Annotated in this window: 17 protein-coding genes; 6 read left to right on the forward strand and 11 right to left on the reverse strand. The window is 52.3% G+C overall.

Annotated elements, in window-relative coordinates:
- Nucleotides 1-27: 27 nt before the first annotated feature.
- Together CKO_RS13295 and CKO_RS13300 are read right to left on the reverse strand one after the other, a co-directional pair.
- Nucleotides 28-711 carry a fimbria/pilus chaperone family protein gene (locus tag CKO_RS13295; RefSeq protein ID WP_012133912.1) on the reverse strand — a complete coding sequence of 228 codons (684 nt, stop codon included), beginning with the start codon at nt 709-711 and terminating at the stop codon, nt 28-30.
- A gap of 73 nt (nt 712-784) precedes the next feature.
- The gene (locus CKO_RS13300; RefSeq protein WP_012133913.1) at nt 785-1,492 is read right to left on the reverse strand and encodes a DUF1120 domain-containing protein; all 708 of its coding nucleotides are present in this window, start codon (nt 1,490-1,492) and stop codon (nt 785-787) included.
- A 643-nt stretch (nt 1,493-2,135) separates the two neighbouring features.
- Between CKO_RS13300 and fdnG the strand changes: the two genes are divergently transcribed.
- From fdnG to fdhE, 4 genes are read left to right on the forward strand one after another with little or no spacing between them, the layout of a single operon-like run.
- Nucleotides 2,136-5,186, forward strand: a complete 3,051-nt coding sequence (gene fdnG / locus CKO_RS13310; protein ID WP_146751618.1) for a formate dehydrogenase-N subunit alpha — start codon at nt 2,136-2,138, stop codon at nt 5,184-5,186.
- A gap of 12 nt (nt 5,187-5,198) precedes the next feature.
- On the forward strand, nt 5,199-6,101 hold the full coding sequence (gene fdoH / locus CKO_RS13315) for a formate dehydrogenase O subunit beta (RefSeq protein WP_012133916.1): 903 nt from the start codon (nt 5,199-5,201) through the stop codon (nt 6,099-6,101).
- Complete coding sequence (gene fdoI / locus CKO_RS13320) at nt 6,098-6,733, forward strand: formate dehydrogenase cytochrome b556 subunit (protein WP_012133917.1); 636 nt, start codon at nt 6,098-6,100, stop codon at nt 6,731-6,733. The genes fdoH and fdoI overlap by 4 nt, the downstream gene beginning before the upstream one ends.
- Nucleotides 6,730-7,659, forward strand: coding sequence for a formate dehydrogenase accessory protein FdhE (fdhE, locus tag CKO_RS13325; RefSeq protein WP_012133918.1), 930 nt, complete (start codon nt 6,730-6,732; stop codon nt 7,657-7,659). Before fdoI ends, fdhE begins: the two co-directional genes overlap by 4 nt.
- Nucleotides 7,660-7,695: 36 nt before the next feature.
- Here fdhE and CKO_RS13330 read toward each other — a convergent pair whose 3' ends face one another.
- The 9 genes from CKO_RS13330 to CKO_RS13370 form a co-directional block, all read right to left on the reverse strand.
- On the reverse strand, nt 7,696-8,070 hold the full coding sequence (locus CKO_RS13330; protein WP_012133919.1) for a type II toxin-antitoxin system VapC family toxin: 375 nt from the start codon (nt 8,068-8,070) through the stop codon (nt 7,696-7,698).
- Entirely contained in the window at nt 8,070-8,312 is a 243-nt protein-coding gene (locus CKO_RS13335; RefSeq protein WP_160880417.1) for a ribbon-helix-helix domain-containing protein, read from the reverse strand. Before CKO_RS13335 ends, CKO_RS13330 begins: the two co-directional genes overlap by 1 nt.
- Nucleotides 8,313-8,547: 235 nt before the next feature.
- The gene (gene fabY / locus CKO_RS13340; protein WP_024130670.1) at nt 8,548-9,489 is read right to left on the reverse strand and encodes a fatty acid biosynthesis protein FabY; all 942 of its coding nucleotides are present in this window, start codon (nt 9,487-9,489) and stop codon (nt 8,548-8,550) included.
- 44 nt (nt 9,490-9,533) lie between these two features.
- On the reverse strand, nt 9,534-9,971 hold the full coding sequence (dtd, locus tag CKO_RS13345; RefSeq protein WP_012133923.1) for a D-aminoacyl-tRNA deacylase: 438 nt from the start codon (nt 9,969-9,971) through the stop codon (nt 9,534-9,536).
- Nucleotides 9,968-10,840 carry a virulence factor BrkB family protein gene (locus CKO_RS13350; protein WP_012133924.1) on the reverse strand — a complete coding sequence of 291 codons (873 nt, stop codon included), beginning with the start codon at nt 10,838-10,840 and terminating at the stop codon, nt 9,968-9,970. Before CKO_RS13350 ends, dtd begins: the two co-directional genes overlap by 4 nt.
- On the reverse strand, nt 10,834-11,433 hold the full coding sequence (yihX, locus tag CKO_RS13355; RefSeq protein ID WP_024130671.1) for a glucose-1-phosphatase: 600 nt from the start codon (nt 11,431-11,433) through the stop codon (nt 10,834-10,836). Before yihX ends, CKO_RS13350 begins: the two co-directional genes overlap by 7 nt.
- Nucleotides 11,434-11,795: 362 nt before the next feature.
- A complete protein-coding gene (locus CKO_RS13360) occupies nt 11,796-14,522 on the reverse strand; it encodes an autotransporter outer membrane beta-barrel domain-containing protein (RefSeq protein WP_012133926.1) in 2,727 nt (908 codons plus the stop codon).
- Nucleotides 14,523-14,958: 436 nt separating this feature from the next.
- Nucleotides 14,959-15,762: a DeoR/GlpR family DNA-binding transcription regulator gene (locus CKO_RS13365; RefSeq protein ID WP_012133927.1), complete on the reverse strand. Its 804-nt coding sequence runs from the start codon at nt 15,760-15,762 to the stop codon at nt 14,959-14,961.
- Between the two features lie 32 nt (nt 15,763-15,794).
- Nucleotides 15,795-16,691 carry a sugar kinase gene (locus tag CKO_RS13370; protein WP_024130673.1) on the reverse strand — a complete coding sequence of 299 codons (897 nt, stop codon included), beginning with the start codon at nt 16,689-16,691 and terminating at the stop codon, nt 15,795-15,797.
- A gap of 166 nt (nt 16,692-16,857) precedes the next feature.
- On the opposite strand from CKO_RS13370, the gene yihU reads away from it, so the two are divergent.
- Both yihU and yihT read left to right on the forward strand, forming a co-directional pair.
- Complete coding sequence (gene yihU / locus CKO_RS13375) at nt 16,858-17,754, forward strand: sulfolactaldehyde 3-reductase (RefSeq protein ID WP_024130674.1); 897 nt, start codon at nt 16,858-16,860, stop codon at nt 17,752-17,754.
- 22 nt (nt 17,755-17,776) lie between these two features.
- A complete protein-coding gene (gene yihT, locus CKO_RS13380) occupies nt 17,777-18,655 on the forward strand; it encodes a sulfofructosephosphate aldolase (protein WP_012133930.1) in 879 nt (292 codons plus the stop codon).
- Nucleotides 18,656-18,659 lie beyond the last annotated feature (4 nt).

Below are 18,659 nucleotides of genomic sequence, written 5' to 3' on the forward strand. Positions count from 1 at the left end.
ATGTGTTTTACAATAAACTGAGATTAATTATTTTATTTCTGCGACAAAACTCTTCGCCTTATAGCCATAGCGCGTAGCAGGATACATTTCGATATTTTTATCCAGTGCGGATAATGTGGTCGAGGCATGGGCACTTATTGTTTCACCCGGCAGAATATAAGCCTTTGGTAAATCAGCGTGCGCGCCTGATGGCAATAATTTTACTTTCTGCTCCAGACGGATAACATAAGGCGTTTTATTTTCCACGCTGAGTTTTCCGCCGCGCATATGCCACTGGAGATCTTTCCACGGCTCCATATTCACGTCTAAACCCGAAGGATGAATAATGACGGGAAGGTTTTGGCTAAAGACCACTTTAACTTTGTTTTTATCCCGTTGCGGGATAGTCGTAAAAATAACGCGCTTCAAATGCTCAACTTTTAACGGCTCCGCGCTATTTTTAAGAACGAATCGCACACGTTGCGTTTTACCGGCATCAACACGCGTAACGGGTTGCGTGACAATCAGGCCAGGCTGCGGATCGTCTGGAAGATTGACGATTTTGGTATACAAGAGCTGGGCATCAGCATCGGTGTTTTTAACATCCATACTGCCGCCTTGCTCTTCTTCATTAATCAGCAGCAGCGACGTGTCGGGCACCATCCCGGCAGCCAGACAGTTAAATGACGCCAATAAACAGGCGCAGATTAATGTTTTCTTGAAGGAAAGCATAATATTAGTCCATTAATATTCATAACTGCTCCCCATAGTAATATGGGGAGCATCTACGATACGTGCAGTGTAATTACAGGTATACCAGCTCTACGGTGGTTAAGCCGTCAAGCGTCGCTTCATCGGTAATTTGCAGATCGTCTGTCGGGTTGATAATCGCGGACACACCGACGTTAAAGTTGACTTTTGTTTGCGGTTCTGGCGCATCAGCCGAGCTTTTACCAAAGCTGTAAACCTCGCTGTTATTATTTATGATCTGCATATAGCTGTTGCCTGCTTTTGTTCCCCAGCTAGTGCCGTCATTTGCTGAGAAATAGGCAACCAGGTTATCGCCATTGCCGTTAGTCAGCGTTCCTGAATCAATCTGAATACCCAGCGCATATGCCCCAATTTTCTGGCTACCGTACAGCCCCAGGCCAAAAAGATAATTAGCAGAAGAAATGAAATCAGTCGATGCGAAATTAATGGCATAACCGGTGGTCGGTGCAGAAGCGCTATGCATATCAGTAAAAGAAACGCCGACACGCGTATCTTCTTCACAGGTAATGGCGACTGGTACGGTTTTAATGTCAGGCAGCGCGGTTGGCGCAGTTGAATTTAATGACGCCACTTTGATGGTGCCAAAATCAGCGATACCGCCGCCGCTTGGGAATGACGGAATACAGGAAGCAGGAACAATTTTCCCTGATACTTTAATATCAACGCTCGGTGCCGCCATAACGGAAGAAGCCGTCAGCGCCAGCACAGACACCATCAGGCTTTTTTTAAAAAAAACATTCATTTTTATTTCCTTATAAAAGAAGCCACTTTATATAATGATGACCTCTGCATATTTCAAAAAATTGACATGACACCAACATACAATATTGGTTGGCGAAATTTATCATTTGTCAAAAAACCATACAATCGAAAGATTATTTTTAAGAATTTATTCCAGGAAAATCCTCAAAGGAAATCCTTATATACATTCACCAAACATATATAAAGATTCATATAAAAGATTAAATCCCGTTATTGTATAAATAATAAATATTATCTACCGCCAGAAAAGCCGATCTATCCAGAACTACCGATAAAGAATGCTGATACCTCATCTCTATTTCGAACAACAACACAATTATTTAACATAGTGATGATTACGCAGCGAAATTTATTAACTCCAAAGTATTAGTTCCTGCTTTTTCGGTTGCAAAGCTCGTCAGTTATTATGCATCAATGTGATAAGCATCACATTTTCATGTTGCCATCATGAAAACTCATTCACTTTTATTTAACCGCAACAGAACACACCTACCAACATTATGGTATCCTGAGTTATATCCCTCCCGGAACTGAGGGAATGCGCAAATTCTTCCCTTTGCGGCCGGTTTCATTGTGATCCGCAAAGTAAAACTACATAGCAATGTCGAAACAAGGAGCAAACCATGCAGGTCAGCAGAAGGCAGTTCTTTAAGATCTGCGCTGGCGGTATGGCAGGCACCACGGCGGCGGCACTGGGTTTCGCACCCAGCGTAGCGCTAGCGGAAACACGGCAATATAAATTGCTGCGCACCCGCGAAACCCGTAACACCTGCACTTACTGTTCCGTTGGTTGCGGGCTGTTAATGTACAGCCTCGGCGACGGTGCAAAAAACGCCAAAGCATCTATCTTCCACATCGAGGGCGATCCGGATCATCCGGTCAGCCGTGGCGCGCTTTGCCCGAAAGGGGCCGGTCTGGTGGACTTCATTCACTCCGAAAGCCGCCTGAAATACCCGGAATACCGCGCGCCAGGTTCAGATAAATGGCAGCAAATCAGTTGGGATGAGGCATTCGACCGCATCGCTAAACTGATGAAAGAAGACCGCGACGCCAACTACGTTGCGCAGAACGCCGAAGGCGTGACCGTTAACCGCTGGCTCTCCACCGGGATGCTGTGCGCTTCCGCATCCAGTAACGAAACCGGCTATTTAACGCAAAAATTCTCCCGCGCGCTCGGTATGCTCGCGGTCGACAACCAGGCGCGTGTCTGACACGGACCAACGGTAGCAAGTCTTGCTCCAACATTTGGTCGCGGTGCGATGACCAACCACTGGGTCGACATGAAGAACGCCAACCTCATCGTGGTGATGGGCGGTAACGCCGCTGAAGCCCACCCGGTAGGGTTCCGTTGGGCGATGGAAGCTAAAATTCACAACGGCGCGAAGCTGATTGTGATTGATCCTCGCTTCACGCGTACGGCGTCGGTGGCCGATTTCTATGCCCCTATCCGTTCCGGTACTGACATTGCCTTCCTGTCAGGCGTACTGCTGTACCTGCTGAACAACGAAAAATACAACCGCGAATACACCGAAGCCTATACCAACGCCAGCCTGATCGTGCGTGAAGATTTTGGCTTCGAAGATGGCCTGTTTACGGGCTATGACGCGGATAAACGCAAGTACGACAAAACCAGTTGGGCCTACGAACTGGATGAAAATGGCTTCGCTAAACGCGATACCATGCTGCAACATCCTCGCTGCGTGTGGAACCTGCTCAAGCAGCACGTTTCCCGCTATACGCCGGATGTAGTGGAAAATATCTGCGGCACGCCGAAAGCCGATTTCCTGAAAGTATGCGAATACATTGCGGAAACCAGCGTCAAAGATAAAACCGCGTCGTTCCTGTATGCCCTCGGCTGGACGCAGCACTCCATCGGCGCGCAAAACATCCGCACGATGGCGATGATCCAACTGTTGCTCGGCAACATGGGGATGGCTGGCGGCGGCGTCAACGCGCTGCGCGGTCACTCCAACATTCAGGGGCTGACTGACTTAGGGTTGCTGTCGCAAAGCCTGACGGGTTACATGACGCTGCCCAGCGAAAAACAGACCGACCTGCAAACCTACCTTGCCGCCAACACGCCAAAACCGCTGCTGGAAGGTCAGGTCAACTACTGGAGCAACTACCCGAAATTCTTCGTTTCTATGATGAAAGCCTTCTTTGGCGATAACGCAACGAAGGAAAACGACTGGGGCTTCGACTGGCTGCCGAAGTGGGACAAAGGATACGACGTCCTGCAATACTTCGAGATGATGAACGAAGGCAAGGTCAATGGCTATCTCTGCCAGGGCTTTAACCCGGTCGCCTCATTCCCGAACAAAAACAAAGTGGTTGCGTCACTCTCTAAACTGAAGTTCCTGGTGACTATCGACCCGCTCAACACCGAAACGTCCACCTTCTGGCAAAACCACGGTGAGTCGAACGATGTTGATCCGTCGAAAATCCAGACCGAAGTGTTCCGTCTGCCGTCAACCTGCTTCGCCGAAGAGAACGGCTCTATCGTCAACTCCGGCCGCTGGCTGCAATGGCACTGGAAAGGCGCGGACGCCCCCGGCGACGCCGTAACCGACGGCGAGATCCTGGCCGGTATCTTCTTACGCCTGCGTAAGATGTACGCCGAGCAAGGCGGCGCGAACCCGGAACAGGTGCTGAATATGACCTGGAACTACTCCACGCCGCATGAACCGTCTTCGGAAGAAGTGGCGATGGAAAGTAACGGTAAAGCGCTGGCCGATCTTATCGACCCGGCAACGGGTGCGGTGATCGTGAAGAAAGGCCAACAGCTCAGCTCGTTCGCCCAGCTACGTGACGATGGCACCACCTCCAGCGGATGCTGGATTTTCGCCGGTAGCTGGACGCCGGAAGGCAATCAGATGGCGCGCCGCGATAACTCCGATCCGTCAGGCCTCGGCAATACGCTGGGGTGGGCGTGGGCATGGCCGCTGAACCGCCGCATTCTGTATAACCGCGCCTCCGCAGACCCACAGGGCAACCCGTGGGATCCGAAGCGCCAAATCCTGAAATGGGACGGCGCGAAATGGGGCGGGATGGATATCCCGGACTACAGCGCCGCTGCGCCGGGTAGCAACGTCGGGCCGTTCATCATGCAGCCGGAAGGGATGGGTCGCCTGTTCGCGCTCGACAAGATGGCGGAAGGGCCGTTCCCGGAACACTACGAGCCGTTTGAAACGCCGCTGGGGACGAACCCGCTGCACCCGAACGTTATCTCCAACCCTGCCGCCCGTATCTTTAAAGGCGACGCAGAGGCGTTGGGTAAAGCCGATAAGTTCCCTTACGTCGGAACAACTTACCGTCTGACCGAGCACTTCCACTACTGGACCAAACACGCGCTGCTTAACGCTATCGCGCAGCCGGAACAGTTTGTGGAGATCGGCGAGAAGCTGGCGAACAAGCTCGGCATCGCGCATGGCGATACCGTAAAAGTCTCCTCCAACCGTGGCTATATCAAAGCCAAGGCGGTAGTGACCAAGCGCATTCGCACGCTGAAAGCAGACGGCAAGGATATCGATACCATCGGTATTCCTATTCATTGGGGCTACGAAGGGGTGGCGAAAAAAGGCTTTATCGCCAATACGCTTACGCCATTCGTCGGTGATGCGAACACGCAGACGCCGGAGTTCAAGTCCTTCCTGGTGAATGTGGAAAAGGTGTAACGGAGACGACCTATGGCTTATCAATCGCAAGACATCATTCGTCGTTCCGCGACTAACGGTTTCACTCCCGCGCCACAGGCGCGGGATCACCAGCAAGAGGTGGCGAAGCTTATCGACGTCACCACCTGTATTGGCTGTAAAGCCTGTCAGGTGGCCTGTTCGGAATGGAACGACATCCGTGATGAAGTGGGCAGCAACATCGGGGTGTACGACAACCCGGCTGATCTGACCGCAAAATCCTGGACGGTGATGCGCTTCTCGGAAGTGGAGCAAGACGACAAACTGGAATGGCTTATCCGTAAGGATGGCTGTATGCACTGCGCCGATCCGGGCTGCCTGAAGGCATGTCCGGCAGAAGGGGCTATTATTCAGTATGCCAACGGCATTGTCGACTTCCAGTCTGAGCAGTGCATCGGCTGCGGCTACTGCATCGCCGGTTGTCCGTTCGATGTGCCGCGCCTCAACCCGGACGACAACCGCGTTTATAAATGTACGCTGTGCGTTGACCGCGTGGTGGTGGGGCAAGAACCGGCCTGCGTGAAGACTTGCCCGACTGGCGCTATCCACTTTGGTTCCAAAGAGGCGATGAAAACGCTGGCAGGCGAACGTGTGGCTGAGCTGAAAACCCGTGGTTACGACAATGCAGGTCTGTACGATCCGGCAGGCGTCGGCGGTACTCACGTCATGTACGTGCTGCACCATGCCGACAAACCGAATCTGTACCACGGTCTGCCGGAAAACCCGGAAATCAGCGCGACGGTGAAATTCTGGAAAGGCATCTGGAAACCTCTCGCAGCGGTCGGCTTTGCTGCGACCTTTGCGGCCAGCATCTTCCACTATGTCGGTGTCGGCCCGAACCGTGCAGATGAGGAAGAAGACAATCTGCATGAAGAGAAAGACGAGGTGCGCAAATGAAACGACGTGACACCATCGTGCGCTATACGGCGCCGGAACGCATCAACCACTGGATCACCGCCTTCTGTTTCGTACTGGCGGCGGTGAGCGGACTGGGCTTTTTGTTCCCGTCCTTCAACTGGCTGATGCATATCATGGGCACCCCACAGCTGGCGCGCATTGTGCACCCGTTCGTGGGCGTGATCATGTTCGCCTCATTCATCATCATGTTTTTCCGTTACTGGCACCACAATCTAATCAATCGGGATGATATCTTTTGGGCGAAGAATATTCGTAAGATCGTCGTCAACGAGGAAGTCGGCGACACCGGACGTTATAACTTCGGCCAGAAATGCGTATTCTGGGCGGCGATTATTTTCCTGGTCCTGTTGCTGGTCAGCGGAGTGATCATCTGGCGTCCGTATTTTGCGCCTGCTTTCTCAATCCCGGTGATCCGATTCGCGTTAATGCTGCATTCATTTGCCGCAGTAGCGTTAATTGTGGTTATCATGGTGCACATTTACGCCGCCCTCTGGGTGAAAGGCACCATTACCGCGATGGTGGAGGGATGGGTAACCCGGTCATGGGCGAAGAAACATCACCCGCGCTGGTACCGTGAAGTCCGCCAGAAACAGGAAAAGTCATCTGAATGAGTATTCGCATAATCCCGCAAGATGAGCTGGAGAAGAGCGAGAAACGTACGGCGGATATGATTCCGCCGTTATTGTTCCCCCGGCTCAAAAATTTGTATAACCGCCGCGCCGAGCGTCTGCGCGAGCTGGCCGAAAATAACCCGTTGGGCGATTACCTGCGCTTTGCCGCGCTGATCGCACATGCCCAGGAAGTGGTGCTGTACGACCATCCGCTGGAGATGGATCTGACCGCGCGCATCAAAGAAGCGAACGCGCAGGGCAAACCGCCGCTGGATATTCACGTTTTACCGCGCGATAAGCACTGGCAGAAACTGCTGCATTCGCTGATTGCTGAGCTGAAACCGGAGATGAGCGGCCCCGCGCTGGCGGTAATCGAAAATCTGGAGAAGGCTTCGGAACAGGAACTGGAGCAAATGGCGAGCGCGCTGTTTGAATCCAATTTTGCCTCCGTCAGCAGTGATAAGGCCCCGTTTATCTGGGCGGCGCTGTCGCTCTATTGGGCGCAAATGGCCAGCCTGATCCCCGGTAAAGCCCGTGCGGAGTACGGCGAACAGCGTCAGTATTGCCCGGTGTGCGGCTCAATGCCGGTTTCCAGCATGGTGCAAATCGGCACCACGCAGGGTCTGCGTTACCTGCACTGCAACCTGTGCGAAACCGAGTGGCATGTGGTGCGCGTTAAATGCAGCAACTGCGAGCAGAGTCGCGATCTGCACTACTGGTCGCTGGATAACGAACAGGCGTCGATTAAAGCAGAAAGCTGTGGCGACTGCGGTACTTACCTGAAGATTCTGTATCAGGAAAAAGACCCGAAAGTGGAAGCCGTCGCCGACGATCTCGCCTCACTGGTGCTGGACGCGCGCATGGAGCAAGAGGGCTTTGCCCGCAGCTCCATCAACCCGTTCCTGTTCCCGGGCGAAGGGGAGTAATTCTGACGTCAGGTCGGGTGGTGCGTGCCGCCCGGCTTATAAATGGTAAGGCGTAATGACTCCCGGAATCCCCGCAAAGTCCTTTGTATTGCGCGTCACGAGCGCAAAACGATGAATGTGCGCTGTAGCCAGAATGACCGCATCCGGCAACTTCATCCCGTATTCCTGCCTGAGACTGACACTTCTTTCAGCAATATCCTGTGAAACGCCGATAACGTTAAAAGCGCTCAATGCTATACGTGTGCGGGATTCCTGATGGTACTTTTTTGCCCCTACCATCACTTCCATCCAGGTAATGAGACTAATGGCATTCTGGGGTGAGTAAGCTTCGAGAGCCTTCTTCGCTTCACCACGCCCGCTAAATAAATCAATGAGAATATTGGTGTCAAACAACACCGGACCTTTAATCATCACCACTCCTCGCGAAGTTTCCTTTCGTATTCAACGCCATCTTCTTCGCAACCTTGCCAGAGCCCCAGCGCATCGGAAATAGTGGTTTCGGCTTGTCCCTGCCTTTCCAGGTATTGTTCAACTGCTTCGCGTAATAGCTCTGCTCGCGGAAGATTACGCTGTTGTTTGAGGTCATCAAGCCGCTTGATAACTTCATCTGATAAATCAAGTAATATTCTGCCCATTTCCATCCCAGCCATCATACTCATATATACCTCCAGTATATCATTGGCGATTAATTTTCAAACAACATACACCGATGAAAGACCAGAAAAAAGACTCTATGAGCGCGATTTTTGCTTTTACGAGCCGCTTTCCAGAATTGCAACCTCGTCAGCACTCCCCGTTTCTTTTCGCTAAAAACCAGGTTACAACGCTGTATATCCATACAGACAAAGGGAGCAAAATATCGAATAAAGGAGGATTACCCCCTTTATCCTACTCTTCCTCGTTGCCGCCCTCTTCATAGGGGCCAAACGGTTTTGCCGGCAATACGATATAAATACCTTCAAAAACTGCGCCTGACGTCTCGTCGCCAAACAACTCCACTTGCAGTTGCACGCGTGCTTTACGGCCTCGCGCCAACCTGTCCAGATCGCCGCTCAACGACCCCAGATCGGCAATTGCGCTGGGTTTGCCGCTGATGGGCCTGCTGTAGCGAATATGCGCATCGGCGAGAATAATCGTACCGCCCAGATGACGCTCGCGCAGCATGAGCCAGATCAGCCCCCAGCCGGTAAGCGTTGCCAGTGAAAACAAACTCCCGGCAAACAACGTGTGGTGCGGATTCTGATTGCCCGTTTCAGGCATGGTCGTAATAAATTTCTGACCAGTGTACTGCTGAATGCGCACCCCCATTTTTTCACTTAACGGGATGTGCTCATACCAGGCCTGCTGAAGCTGCCCACACCAGTCGCCTCGGTGCAGAATGTCATCCAGCGTCGCGACCGGTTTAATCATCAGAAAATGGCGAACCGGCGTGGTTTGCGGGGTCGTGATTTCCCCTTGATTCACAAAACCAAGTTTGGCGAAGAACGCTACCGCATCTTCACGGGCGCTACAGGTGACGCGTTTTACCCCTTCCTGGCGCGCCACGGACTCCAGGGTCATCGCCATCAACGTTCCCAGCCCTTTATCCTGAACAGACGGTTCAACGGCCATGAAACGAATAGAGGCTTCGTTATCCGCATTGATATACAAACGCCCTACCGCAACCAGGTTCCCCTCTTCATCCACCACCATTTGATGATGCGCCATCGCATCCCAGGCATCGCGTTCGGAACCTTTCGGCTGGTGGAGCGGTTTGCGCAGCATTTCCCAGCGAAACTGGTAGTAACGTGCTAATTCTTCTTCTGTTTGCGGTACTCGAAGGTGATACATAGCTGTACTCTCTCTTGTTACCCGCGGCCACGCCGGAAGCTGGCTCATACCTGTAGCCAGAACGTTACGGGGCCATCATTGACCAGCGAGACCTGCATATCGGCAGCGAAACGTCCGGTTTGCGTGTTCATTTCCTGTTGGCAACAGCGCTCAACAAAGTATTCATATAGCGCTTCAGCGCGATCCGGCGCGGCGCCTCTTGAGAAGCCCGGTCGCATACCGCGTTCGGTATCGGCGGCCAGCGTAAATTGCGACACCACCAGCACACTTCCCCCCGCCTGTTGCACGTTGAGATTCATTTTGCCTTCGGCATCGCTAAAAATTCGATAACCGAGCACGCGCTCGCACAGGCGATTCGCTTTCTGTTCGTCATCATCCCTTTCGACACCTAATAACACTAAAAGTCCCTGGCCGATTTCACCCGTCACCTCGCCCTCCACGGTGACGCTGGCACGGGTTACGCGCTGAATTAATGCAATCATGATTGGTCTGCTTCTTCTTGTTCTGCGGCTTGTTTGAGTTTGCGGTATTCCCCGAGAGTGACAGTTATTTCGGCACCAAGCAAGACGATACACCATGTCCAGTACACCCAGACAAACAAAATGGGGATAACCGCCAGCACGCCGTAAATCAACTGATATGACGGGAACATGGTGATATAAAGCGCGAATCCTTTCTTTCCTGCTTCGAACAGTACCGCTGCGACAAAAGCGCCGACAACGGCATCGCGGTTTGGTACGCGCGTGGTCGGCACAATGCTGTACAGCAGCCAGAACGAAATCCAGGAGAGAATCAGAGGGAATACCCTCAGGACGTTATCGATAACCGTGTTGAGCTCGCTGGCCCAGCGCAGAGAAAGCAGATAGGAGCTGATCGCCAGGCTGGCGCCCGCCAGCAGTGGCCCCAGGGTCAGGATCATCCAGTAAACGGCGAAAGAATACACTTTTGGACGCGTGCGTTTGCTACGCCAGATGGTGTTCAGGGCGCTGTCGATGGCATACATCAGCAACAGCGCCGTGACGATCAGTCCACAAGCGCCTACCGCCGTCATTTTGTTGGAATTTGCGACGAACTGCTCAATATAACGCTGAATAACATCTCCCGTCGCCGGGATGAAGTTAGCAAAAATAAAATGGCGTAACTGGAGGCTGACGTCGGAAAACATGGGAAAGGCGGCGAAAAGCGCAAAAACGACGGCGATCAACGGCACTAACGAGAGCAACGAGACATAGGCCAGGTTCCCCGCCAGGGTGGTCATATTGTCCTCGTCAATGCGCTGCCACAACAGTTTAAGCCAGGCCCTGACTGGACGCGTATGATGCCTGGCTTTTTGATGCACGTTTTTTAGCATAACAACTTCGCGAAATAGTCCGGGATGGTCGTTTTATCCGTCACCAGAATACTGGTGATCCCCAACTGGTTAGCCCCTTCTATATTATCGGCGTTGTCGTCAAAAAAGACCGTATCGGCGGCAGAAAAACCTTCTGTCTGCAAAACATGCTGGTAAATCCGCACCTCAGGTTTACGCATGCCCAATTCCTGAGACAGATAAATATGATTGGCAGCCTGGCGAACTTCAGGGTATTCATCCGGCCAGAAGGTCGTATGCAGACGGTTGGTATTAGACAATACGACGACACGATGCCCCTGCTCGCGAAGCTTATGCATGATGTCGATAACCTCGGGCCGTAATGCGACAAATACCGCCTGCCAGCCGTGGGAAAATTGCTCATAGCTCAGCGGCAACGCCATCTCATGGCACAATGCTTCTGCGAAGGCTTCATCAGTGATCTCCCCCCGCTCATGCTGATGAAACGCCTCTCCCATCGTAAAACTTTGCTTCAACGAAGCCAGCGGGACACGGCTCAGGTCACTCCATGCACCTAACACGCGGTTGAAGTCGATATCGACAATCACATTACCTAAATCAAAGATATAGAGCATGATCCTCTCCTTGCAAGCCGTGGATGAATAACTGTAGCGGGAAAGCAGGAGTTTGACTATGCGCCGGACAGGGAAAAAATCGACTAACGCAAACGGAAAAAAGGCGATGCAATGCATCGCCTTAACACTTTTTGCCGGATGGCGGCTTTGCCTTATCCGGCCTACAAAATAGCCCGTAGGCCCGGTAAGCGGTAGCGCCACCGGGCGACCTGCCGGATGGCGGCTTTGCCTCATCCGGCCTACAAAATAGCCCGTAGGCCCGGTAAGCGGTAGCGCCACCGGGCGACCTGCCGGATGGCGGCTTTGCCTTATCCGGCCTACAAAATAGTCCGTAGGCCCGGTAAGCTATCCGCCGTTATGGTTCAGAAGCTGTATTTCACCCCCAACATCGCTGCGGTATCGCTGTAACTGTTGTCGCCTACCTGCTGAGCTACATTCCCCCACACCTGCAAACGCGGGTTAATTTGCCCTTCCATACCAACTTTCAACTCACCAATATTTTTGGTGCCGCTGATTTCATCCCGGATCGCCCCCATCTGGACGCTCTGGTTGTGAGTATTGTGGAGCCAGTTTGCTTCAACAAACGGCTGGAACTCACGGTCTTTGCCATCATCAATGGCGTTATGGCCTTTCAGGTATGCGCGCACACCGAGTCGGGTCATCAGGTTGCCGTCAGTTTTGTCTTTCACCTGAGTGCCGTTGCTTTCACGGTGCGAGTCAGCCTGCACGTCCATCCAAGTCACCTGGGCTTTTGGCTGGAGCCAGTAACTCGTACGCTCGCTTTCGCCTATCAGGAAGGTGTATCCCCCTTCGATAGACGCCGTGATACCGTCAGATTTGTATTTTTCACTGGCAAGATGGTCACCCTGCACGGTGTTATCAAACCAGTTATAGAGCACCCAGCTATCCAGATACGTCCCGGTTTTATCCGCTTCATTCGCATACCACGTCGCATACACCCCCGCGCTGTAGCCGTTCACATGACCGCGTGAAGCGTAGCCATTATGGGTGTTATGCGTTTTACTTTTCTGATTGGCGTAACCCGCCATCACCCCCAGATGCCAACGGTCGAGACCATCGCTGCTCCACTGCGCCAGGTCGCCGCCAATCTGCAATACATAGCGATTAGCCTGCGTTTTCAGCTGCTTGCTGCCATCAGTAAAGCGCATATGACCACCTACGTTACGCATCCACATGCTGGTCACTTTCTGCTCGCCCGTTAATATGTCGGTGTACTGGGTTTCACCCAGGCGATCGTGCAGACGGGTGATAAACAGCGTATTAGCGGCATAGTTGTTCGCCAGATAGCTACCAAATTCAGGGCGGTATTGATGTTCACCAGGTTCAGGCGCTGGCGGCAGCGGTGGCTCTGGTGGCGCGGGGGGATCAACAGGATCGACCGGTCCTGGTGGCGTTGGTGGTTCCACGGGATCAACCGGCCCTGGTGGTGCTGGCGGGTCCACCGGGTCAACCGGTCCCGGCGGTGTTGGTGGATCGACCGGGTCCGGGTTTTCTGGTTCCGGTTCCGGCTCAGGTTCTGGTTCTGGCTCCACCGGGCTTAGCTGGCTGGTGAGATACCAGTTGCTGGCATTTTTCACCACGTCATAGTCATAGCCGCCCGCCACAATACGTCCGGCTTTGGTGAACGTTCCGTCGGAAACGCCCTCAACGTCCACAATCTCAATGCCGTTAAGGGTCAGATCGCCCACACCGCCGATGTTATTGATGCCTACGTTGGTATTGCCGGAGGTATCCCCTTTGACGATCAGTTTATCGGTAAAAGAGTCATCGCCTTCAAGCACGGTGTTCAACACCAGTAACGCATCTGTGCCGGTGTAGTTGCCCATCACGGTCAGGGTTTTAAAGGTACTTTCGTCATCGCGGGACACGCCATCTGCGCTATAACGCAATGTGGCCTGGTTCAGCGTCAGAGTAGAGACCACAGAGTTCCCGGTCATCGTCCATTCGCTGTTTGCACCGTTCATGTTGAGATTTATTGTGGCACGAAGCGATGTTGTATTTTCCAATTGTGATGAGTTGGCTATACCGACAAACTGGCTGCCATCATCCATTGTAAGGTCAATAATGCCACTCGAACGCGCATACAAATTGCCCTCAATATCATAGATACCAGAGCTTGCGGTATCCGTTGCGGCATCCCAGGAGCGGATTAAACCTTTACTTTGGTAGGCATACATCGCATAGGCATTATTGCCTGTCACTTTAATGGTTGTATTCCCACCCAGATTTACTCTGGAAAAGTCACTGTTGGCGTAAGCATAGATACCATTCGCCCCGTTCCCGGTTGTCGTGATATCAGTGTTATTAAGGTTAATCTCACCTTTTCGTCCCGCATAAACCCCATGAGCATTCGAACCAGAAGTGGTGATTTTTGCAGTCCCATTGATCGTGACATCCGCAACGCCTGCCGCGCTACCAAATAAATCTCCAGGATCTTTACCAGCATAAATACCATAGCCAGAATTTGCACCACCATTACCTCGGGTTACAACATCAGCATTCCCATGAATAATAATAGAAGATTTCGCACTCGTATTTACTCTGGAGATATTTGCGCGTAGTCCCATGCCGTCAGAAGCATCGATAGAAACATTACCGCTGACTTCAACAACAGAGTAAGCGCTGTTAAGTTCGCGTCCCAGATTAATCCCATCAGAACTGGTTCCGGTCGTGGTAATCTTGATATTTTCCGCTTCCAGCCTCCCCCCTACGTTTTTGGAGTGAATACCGTCAGCTTCAGATCCCGTGGTGTTAATTACCAGGTCTTTAAATTTGTACCCCGTTGAATCAAGATAGACTCCCCACCCCTGAAGCGGTGTGGTTATACCATTCTGGCTGGTATTAATTAATACTTCATCAAACGTGGTGTAATCACGAGAACCACCATTCAGAGGATTACCAAAATAATAGATCGTCGTATCATCGCAGAAAAATTGCGTACTGGAGGATTGGCTACATCCTGCTGCCAGAACGTGTCCGCTCAACCCGCTCAACGCCAGCGCACTGGCAATACAGAGCGCGAGCTTTGCCGGGATCGGCGTTTTTTGAATAAGACGAGAAGATTTCATGAGAGCCACCTTTTCCGTAAGGCTTTTTTATTCGGATAAAAGCATCAAAGACGCGTGCATAAGATATTTATAAAAGGCGAAATCCATCCGCTCATCTTTAAATAGTTAAAGAGTCAGAATTCAAAGGCGTAATGAATTGTCACCTTAGCAGAATAAATACAAGTATTCATTTAATCTGTCAATGTACGGCAGAGGCTCATGAGATAACAGTAAATAAAATGCACCTTATTTATTTGCATTATTCTTAATAACTATTTTTATAAAATAAAAGCATCTCCGGCAGGAGAATAAACGCCTTATAAAACAACAGCTATCAGGGTAACAATAAGCAGGCGGTTTTTATTTTAAGATTTTTATATCACCACCAGGATGATTATATATTTAGCAAAAAGGTGAAAAAGAACCGTCTAAAAAGACGGTTCTGTTTATAACCCCTTCAGACTGACGTTGCGTCATCCTGGCCTGGGCTAACCTGGACAATCTCAACCTGCTGTGACTGAAGCAGGTTATGCAATGCCGGGCCAGGGTACTCATCAGTAAACAGCGCCGTTACCTGCGACACGTTGCCAATCTCTACCGCTGCGGAAGCATGGTATTTCGTATGATCGGCAGCAAGGAGGATATGCCGGGAGTGAGCCATCATGGTTTTCACCACGCTGGCTTCATTGACGTCAAACTCCAGCAACGCGCCATCGCTTTCTATCGCGCCGACGCTGGTGACAAGATAGTCCGCACGAAACCCCGCCACAAACGCCGTCGCAGAAGGGCCGATAATGCCGCTGTTATGCGGGCGAAGCGTTCCGCCGGGCACCATCACTTCAAAACGCGGATTATTGTACAGAATATGCGCCACACGCAGGCTGTTAGTGATAATGCGCAGATGATTGTGGTTTAACAGCGCCCGCGCTACCTGCTCAACGGTCGTACCAATGGTGATAAAGACCGTGGAGCCGTCTGGAATATAGTCCGCCACCGCTTCCGCGATGGCTTTTTTCTCTTCCGTCCAGGAGACTTCTCGCTGCTCAAAGGCGGTATTCACAACGCTGGAAGCCCGTCCCGCGCCACCGTGATGACGCGTAATCAATCCCTGATCGCTCAGTTTGCGGATATCGCGACGCACGGTCTGCGTGGACACATCCAGCAGGCCAGCCAGTTCGTCAATATTCATGTAACCGCGCTCGCCAATCAGCGCCAGCAACTGATCATGCCGTGGGTTACCGGTCAGTTCAGTAAGACTCATGCAAATTCCTCGAAAAACCATTGCCTTACATTTTATACAAAAAGTGACAGAAAAGATCGGGTTTGATCACAGTCAGGGATTCCGGCACGCCCGCCTGGTCGGGTGCATTTCAGTGCGGCCACGCCGCTGGCAAACCTGACGGCCTCTTCGACCGGCGTTCCACCCGCCAGGCTAAAGGCGAGCGCACCGTGAAAAACATCCCCCGCGCCGGTGGTGTCGACCACCTCTACCGGGAATCCGGGTTGATGCCGAAAGACATTATCGTCTAACCAGTCGCATCCTTCACTGCCGCGCGTGACATAGACATGTCCATTTGTGAGCATTTGTGATTTTTTTAACGCGCTTACGGTATCCTGTATTCCCGTCAGGCGCGTCAGACCCGGTTCAGAGAAGGCGGCATGATCGCTTAACGCCACCAGCTCGCTGATGTCCTGTGGCGTCACATCGCCATCCAGAACCGTCATGACTCCGGCCCGGCGCGCCAGCGTGAACGCCCGTTTCGCCCCTTCATGCCAGCGAACATCCGCCAGCACCACATCCCATTGAGAAAAGTCGATCTCATTAAGCCAGTCAGCGTCATGCAATAAATCCGGGCTGGGATAATTGACGATAATCCGCTCCCCTTTCGCATCGACGATGACCGCAGACTGTGAGGACTTCGCCCCCGCGTAACGCCGGGTATAGCGGGTATTTACCCCCAGGGATTCCAGCTCCGCCAGCAGGCTGTTTCCGGTGTCGTCATCTCCCACACGCCCAATAAAGTCCACCTGCGCCCCCAGTTTCGCCGCAGCCACTGCGGCAGTTGCAGCAGGCCCGCCGCCCACTTCCGTATAACGTTTCGCCACATATTTACCTCCTTCAGTCGGTAAACCTTCAACGTAATAGATGCGATCCATCACGGTGATACCCACACAAGCAACACGAATCATGGTCATTCCTTAAGCATTTCGGGATGCGATTATTTTAATTTCGCAAAATGTTTAAAAAGTGACGGCTGTCAATTTTTTGACCATAAATTACAAATACGATCAAAAACAGACAAAATCAGCGTCACGCAAGTGACAAAAAATGACATTCACGTTTCAGGAGAACGATATGGCAGTGATTGCATTTGTCGGATTAGGCCAGATGGGTTCGCCCATGGCGAGTAATTTGCTCAAGCAGGGCCATCAGCTCAGCGTCTTTGATGTGAACCCCGACGCCATACAGACCCTGGTGGAAAAAGGCGCTCGTCCTGCCAGCAGCCCGGCGCAGGCGGCGAAAGAGGCCGAGTTTGTCATCACAATGCTGCCTAATGGCGATCTCGTTCGCAGCGTGTTATTCGGCGATCAAGGCGTTTGCGAAGGCTTGTCACAGGACGCGCTGGTGATCGATATGTCCACCATCCATCCGCTACAGACGGACAAACTTATCGCAGATATGCGCGCCAGAGGGTTCAGCATGATGGATGTCCCGGTCGGTCGAACATCCGATCACGCCATTGCGGGGACGTTGCTATTACTGGCAGGCGGCAGCGCAGAACAGGTGGAGCGCGCAACGCCGGTACTGATGGCGATGGGCAATGAGTTGATTAACGCTGGCGGCCCCGGCATGGGGATTCGCGTAAAGCTTATCAATAACTATATGAGCATCGCGCTGAATGCGCTTTCTGCCGAAGCCGCCGCGTTATGCGAAGCGCTGGGCCTCTCCTTCGACGTCGCGTTAAAAGTGATGAGCGGAACCCCGGCAGGCAAAGGCCACTTCACCACCTCCTGGCCGAACAAAGTGCTGAAAGGCGACCTTTCTCCCTCCTTCATGATCGATCTGGCGCACAAAGACCTGGGGATTGCGCTGGATGTTGCCAACCAACTGCATGTGCCGATGCCGCTCGGCGCCGCATCCCGTGAAGTTTATAACCAGGCTCGCGCCGCCGGTCGTGGCCGGGAAGACTGGACAGCCATTCTCGAACAGGTGCGTAACAGCGCCGGATTACCGAACAAATTCAAAATGTAACGACTGAATAAAGGAAAACTGAATGAACAACTACACCATCAAAGACATTACGCGCGCATCCGGCGGCTTTGCCATGCTGGCGGTCGATCAGCGTGAAGCGATGCGCTTAATGTTTGCAGCTGCTGGTGCGAAGTCTCCTATTGCCGACAGCGTACTGACGGATTTCAAAGTGAATGCCGCAAAAGCGCTGTCTCCTTATGCCTCCGCCATTCTGATTGACCAACAGTTCTGTTACCGCCAGGTGGTGGAGCAAAACGCGATTGCAAAAAACTGCGCCATGATCGTCGCCGCCGATGCGTTCATTCCCGGCAATGGCATTCCTGTCGATAGCGTCGTCATTGATAAAAAGATCAATCCACAAGCGATAAAGCAAGACGGCGGTAAAGCGCTAAAACTGCTGGTGCTCTGGCGCAGCGATGAAGATGCCCAACAGCGTCTTGATATGGTCAAAGAATTTAATGAGATGTGCCACAGCAATGGTCTGGTGAGCATTATCGAACCGGTTGTGCGCCCACCTCGCCGTGGCGATAAGTTCGACCGTGAACAGGCCATCATTGATGCCGCGAAAGAGTTGGGCGACAGCGGCGCGGATCTCTACAAAGTTGAAATGCCGCTGTACGGCAAAGGCGCGCAGCACGACCTTCTCGCCGCGTCACAGCGCCTGAACGAGCATATCAATATGCCGTGGGTCATCCTCTCCTCCGGTATTGATGAAAAATTGTTCCCTCGGGCGGTCAGAGTCGCAATGACCGCGGGCGCATCCGGTTTTCTGGCGGGTCGCGCCGTCTGGTCATCGGTGATTGGCCTGCCGGATACCGAACTGATGCTGCGTGATATTTCTGTGCCTAAGTTGCAGCGTTTGGGTGAGATCGTCGACGAAATGATGGCCCGCCGTCGTTAATGTG

Origin of the sequence: Citrobacter koseri ATCC BAA-895 (genome assembly GCF_000018045.1) — a bacterium.
Classification (GTDB): domain Bacteria; phylum Pseudomonadota; class Gammaproteobacteria; order Enterobacterales; family Enterobacteriaceae; genus Citrobacter_B; species Citrobacter_B koseri.

Bases quoted from the DNA above. Each gene is read 5' to 3' on its own strand.
- fdoH (WP_012133916.1), top strand. From the start codon at position 5,199: ATGGCTTATCAATCGCAAGACATCATTCGTCGTTCCGCGACTAACGGT.
- dtd (WP_012133923.1), bottom strand. From the start codon at position 9,971: ATGATTGCATTAATTCAGCGCGTAACCCGTGCCAGCGTCACCGTGGAG.
- yihU (WP_024130674.1), top strand. From the start codon at position 16,858: ATGGCAGTGATTGCATTTGTCGGATTAGGCCAGATGGGTTCGCCCATG.
- fabY (WP_024130670.1), bottom strand. From the start codon at position 9,489: ATGTATCACCTTCGAGTACCGCAAACAGAAGAAGAATTAGCACGTTAC.
- CKO_RS13370 (WP_024130673.1), bottom strand. From the start codon at position 16,691: ATGATTCGTGTTGCTTGTGTGGGTATCACCGTGATGGATCGCATCTAT.
- CKO_RS13360 (WP_012133926.1), bottom strand. From the start codon at position 14,522: ATGAAATCTTCTCGTCTTATTCAAAAAACGCCGATCCCGGCAAAGCTC.
- CKO_RS13335 (WP_160880417.1), bottom strand. From the start codon at position 8,312: ATGATGGCTGGGATGGAAATGGGCAGAATATTACTTGATTTATCAGAT.
- yihX (WP_024130671.1), bottom strand. From the start codon at position 11,433: ATGCTCTATATCTTTGATTTAGGTAATGTGATTGTCGATATCGACTTC.
- CKO_RS13300 (WP_012133913.1), bottom strand. From the start codon at position 1,492: ATGAATGTTTTTTTTAAAAAAAGCCTGATGGTGTCTGTGCTGGCGCTG.
- fdhE (WP_012133918.1), top strand. From the start codon at position 6,730: ATGAGTATTCGCATAATCCCGCAAGATGAGCTGGAGAAGAGCGAGAAA.
- CKO_RS13365 (WP_012133927.1), bottom strand. From the start codon at position 15,762: ATGAGTCTTACTGAACTGACCGGTAACCCACGGCATGATCAGTTGCTG.
- CKO_RS13350 (WP_012133924.1), bottom strand. From the start codon at position 10,840: ATGCTAAAAAACGTGCATCAAAAAGCCAGGCATCATACGCGTCCAGTC.
- fdoI (WP_012133917.1), top strand. From the start codon at position 6,098: ATGAAACGACGTGACACCATCGTGCGCTATACGGCGCCGGAACGCATC.
- CKO_RS13295 (WP_012133912.1), bottom strand. From the start codon at position 711: ATGCTTTCCTTCAAGAAAACATTAATCTGCGCCTGTTTATTGGCGTCA.
- yihT (WP_012133930.1), top strand. From the start codon at position 17,777: ATGAACAACTACACCATCAAAGACATTACGCGCGCATCCGGCGGCTTT.
- CKO_RS13330 (WP_012133919.1), bottom strand. From the start codon at position 8,070: ATGATTAAAGGTCCGGTGTTGTTTGACACCAATATTCTCATTGATTTA.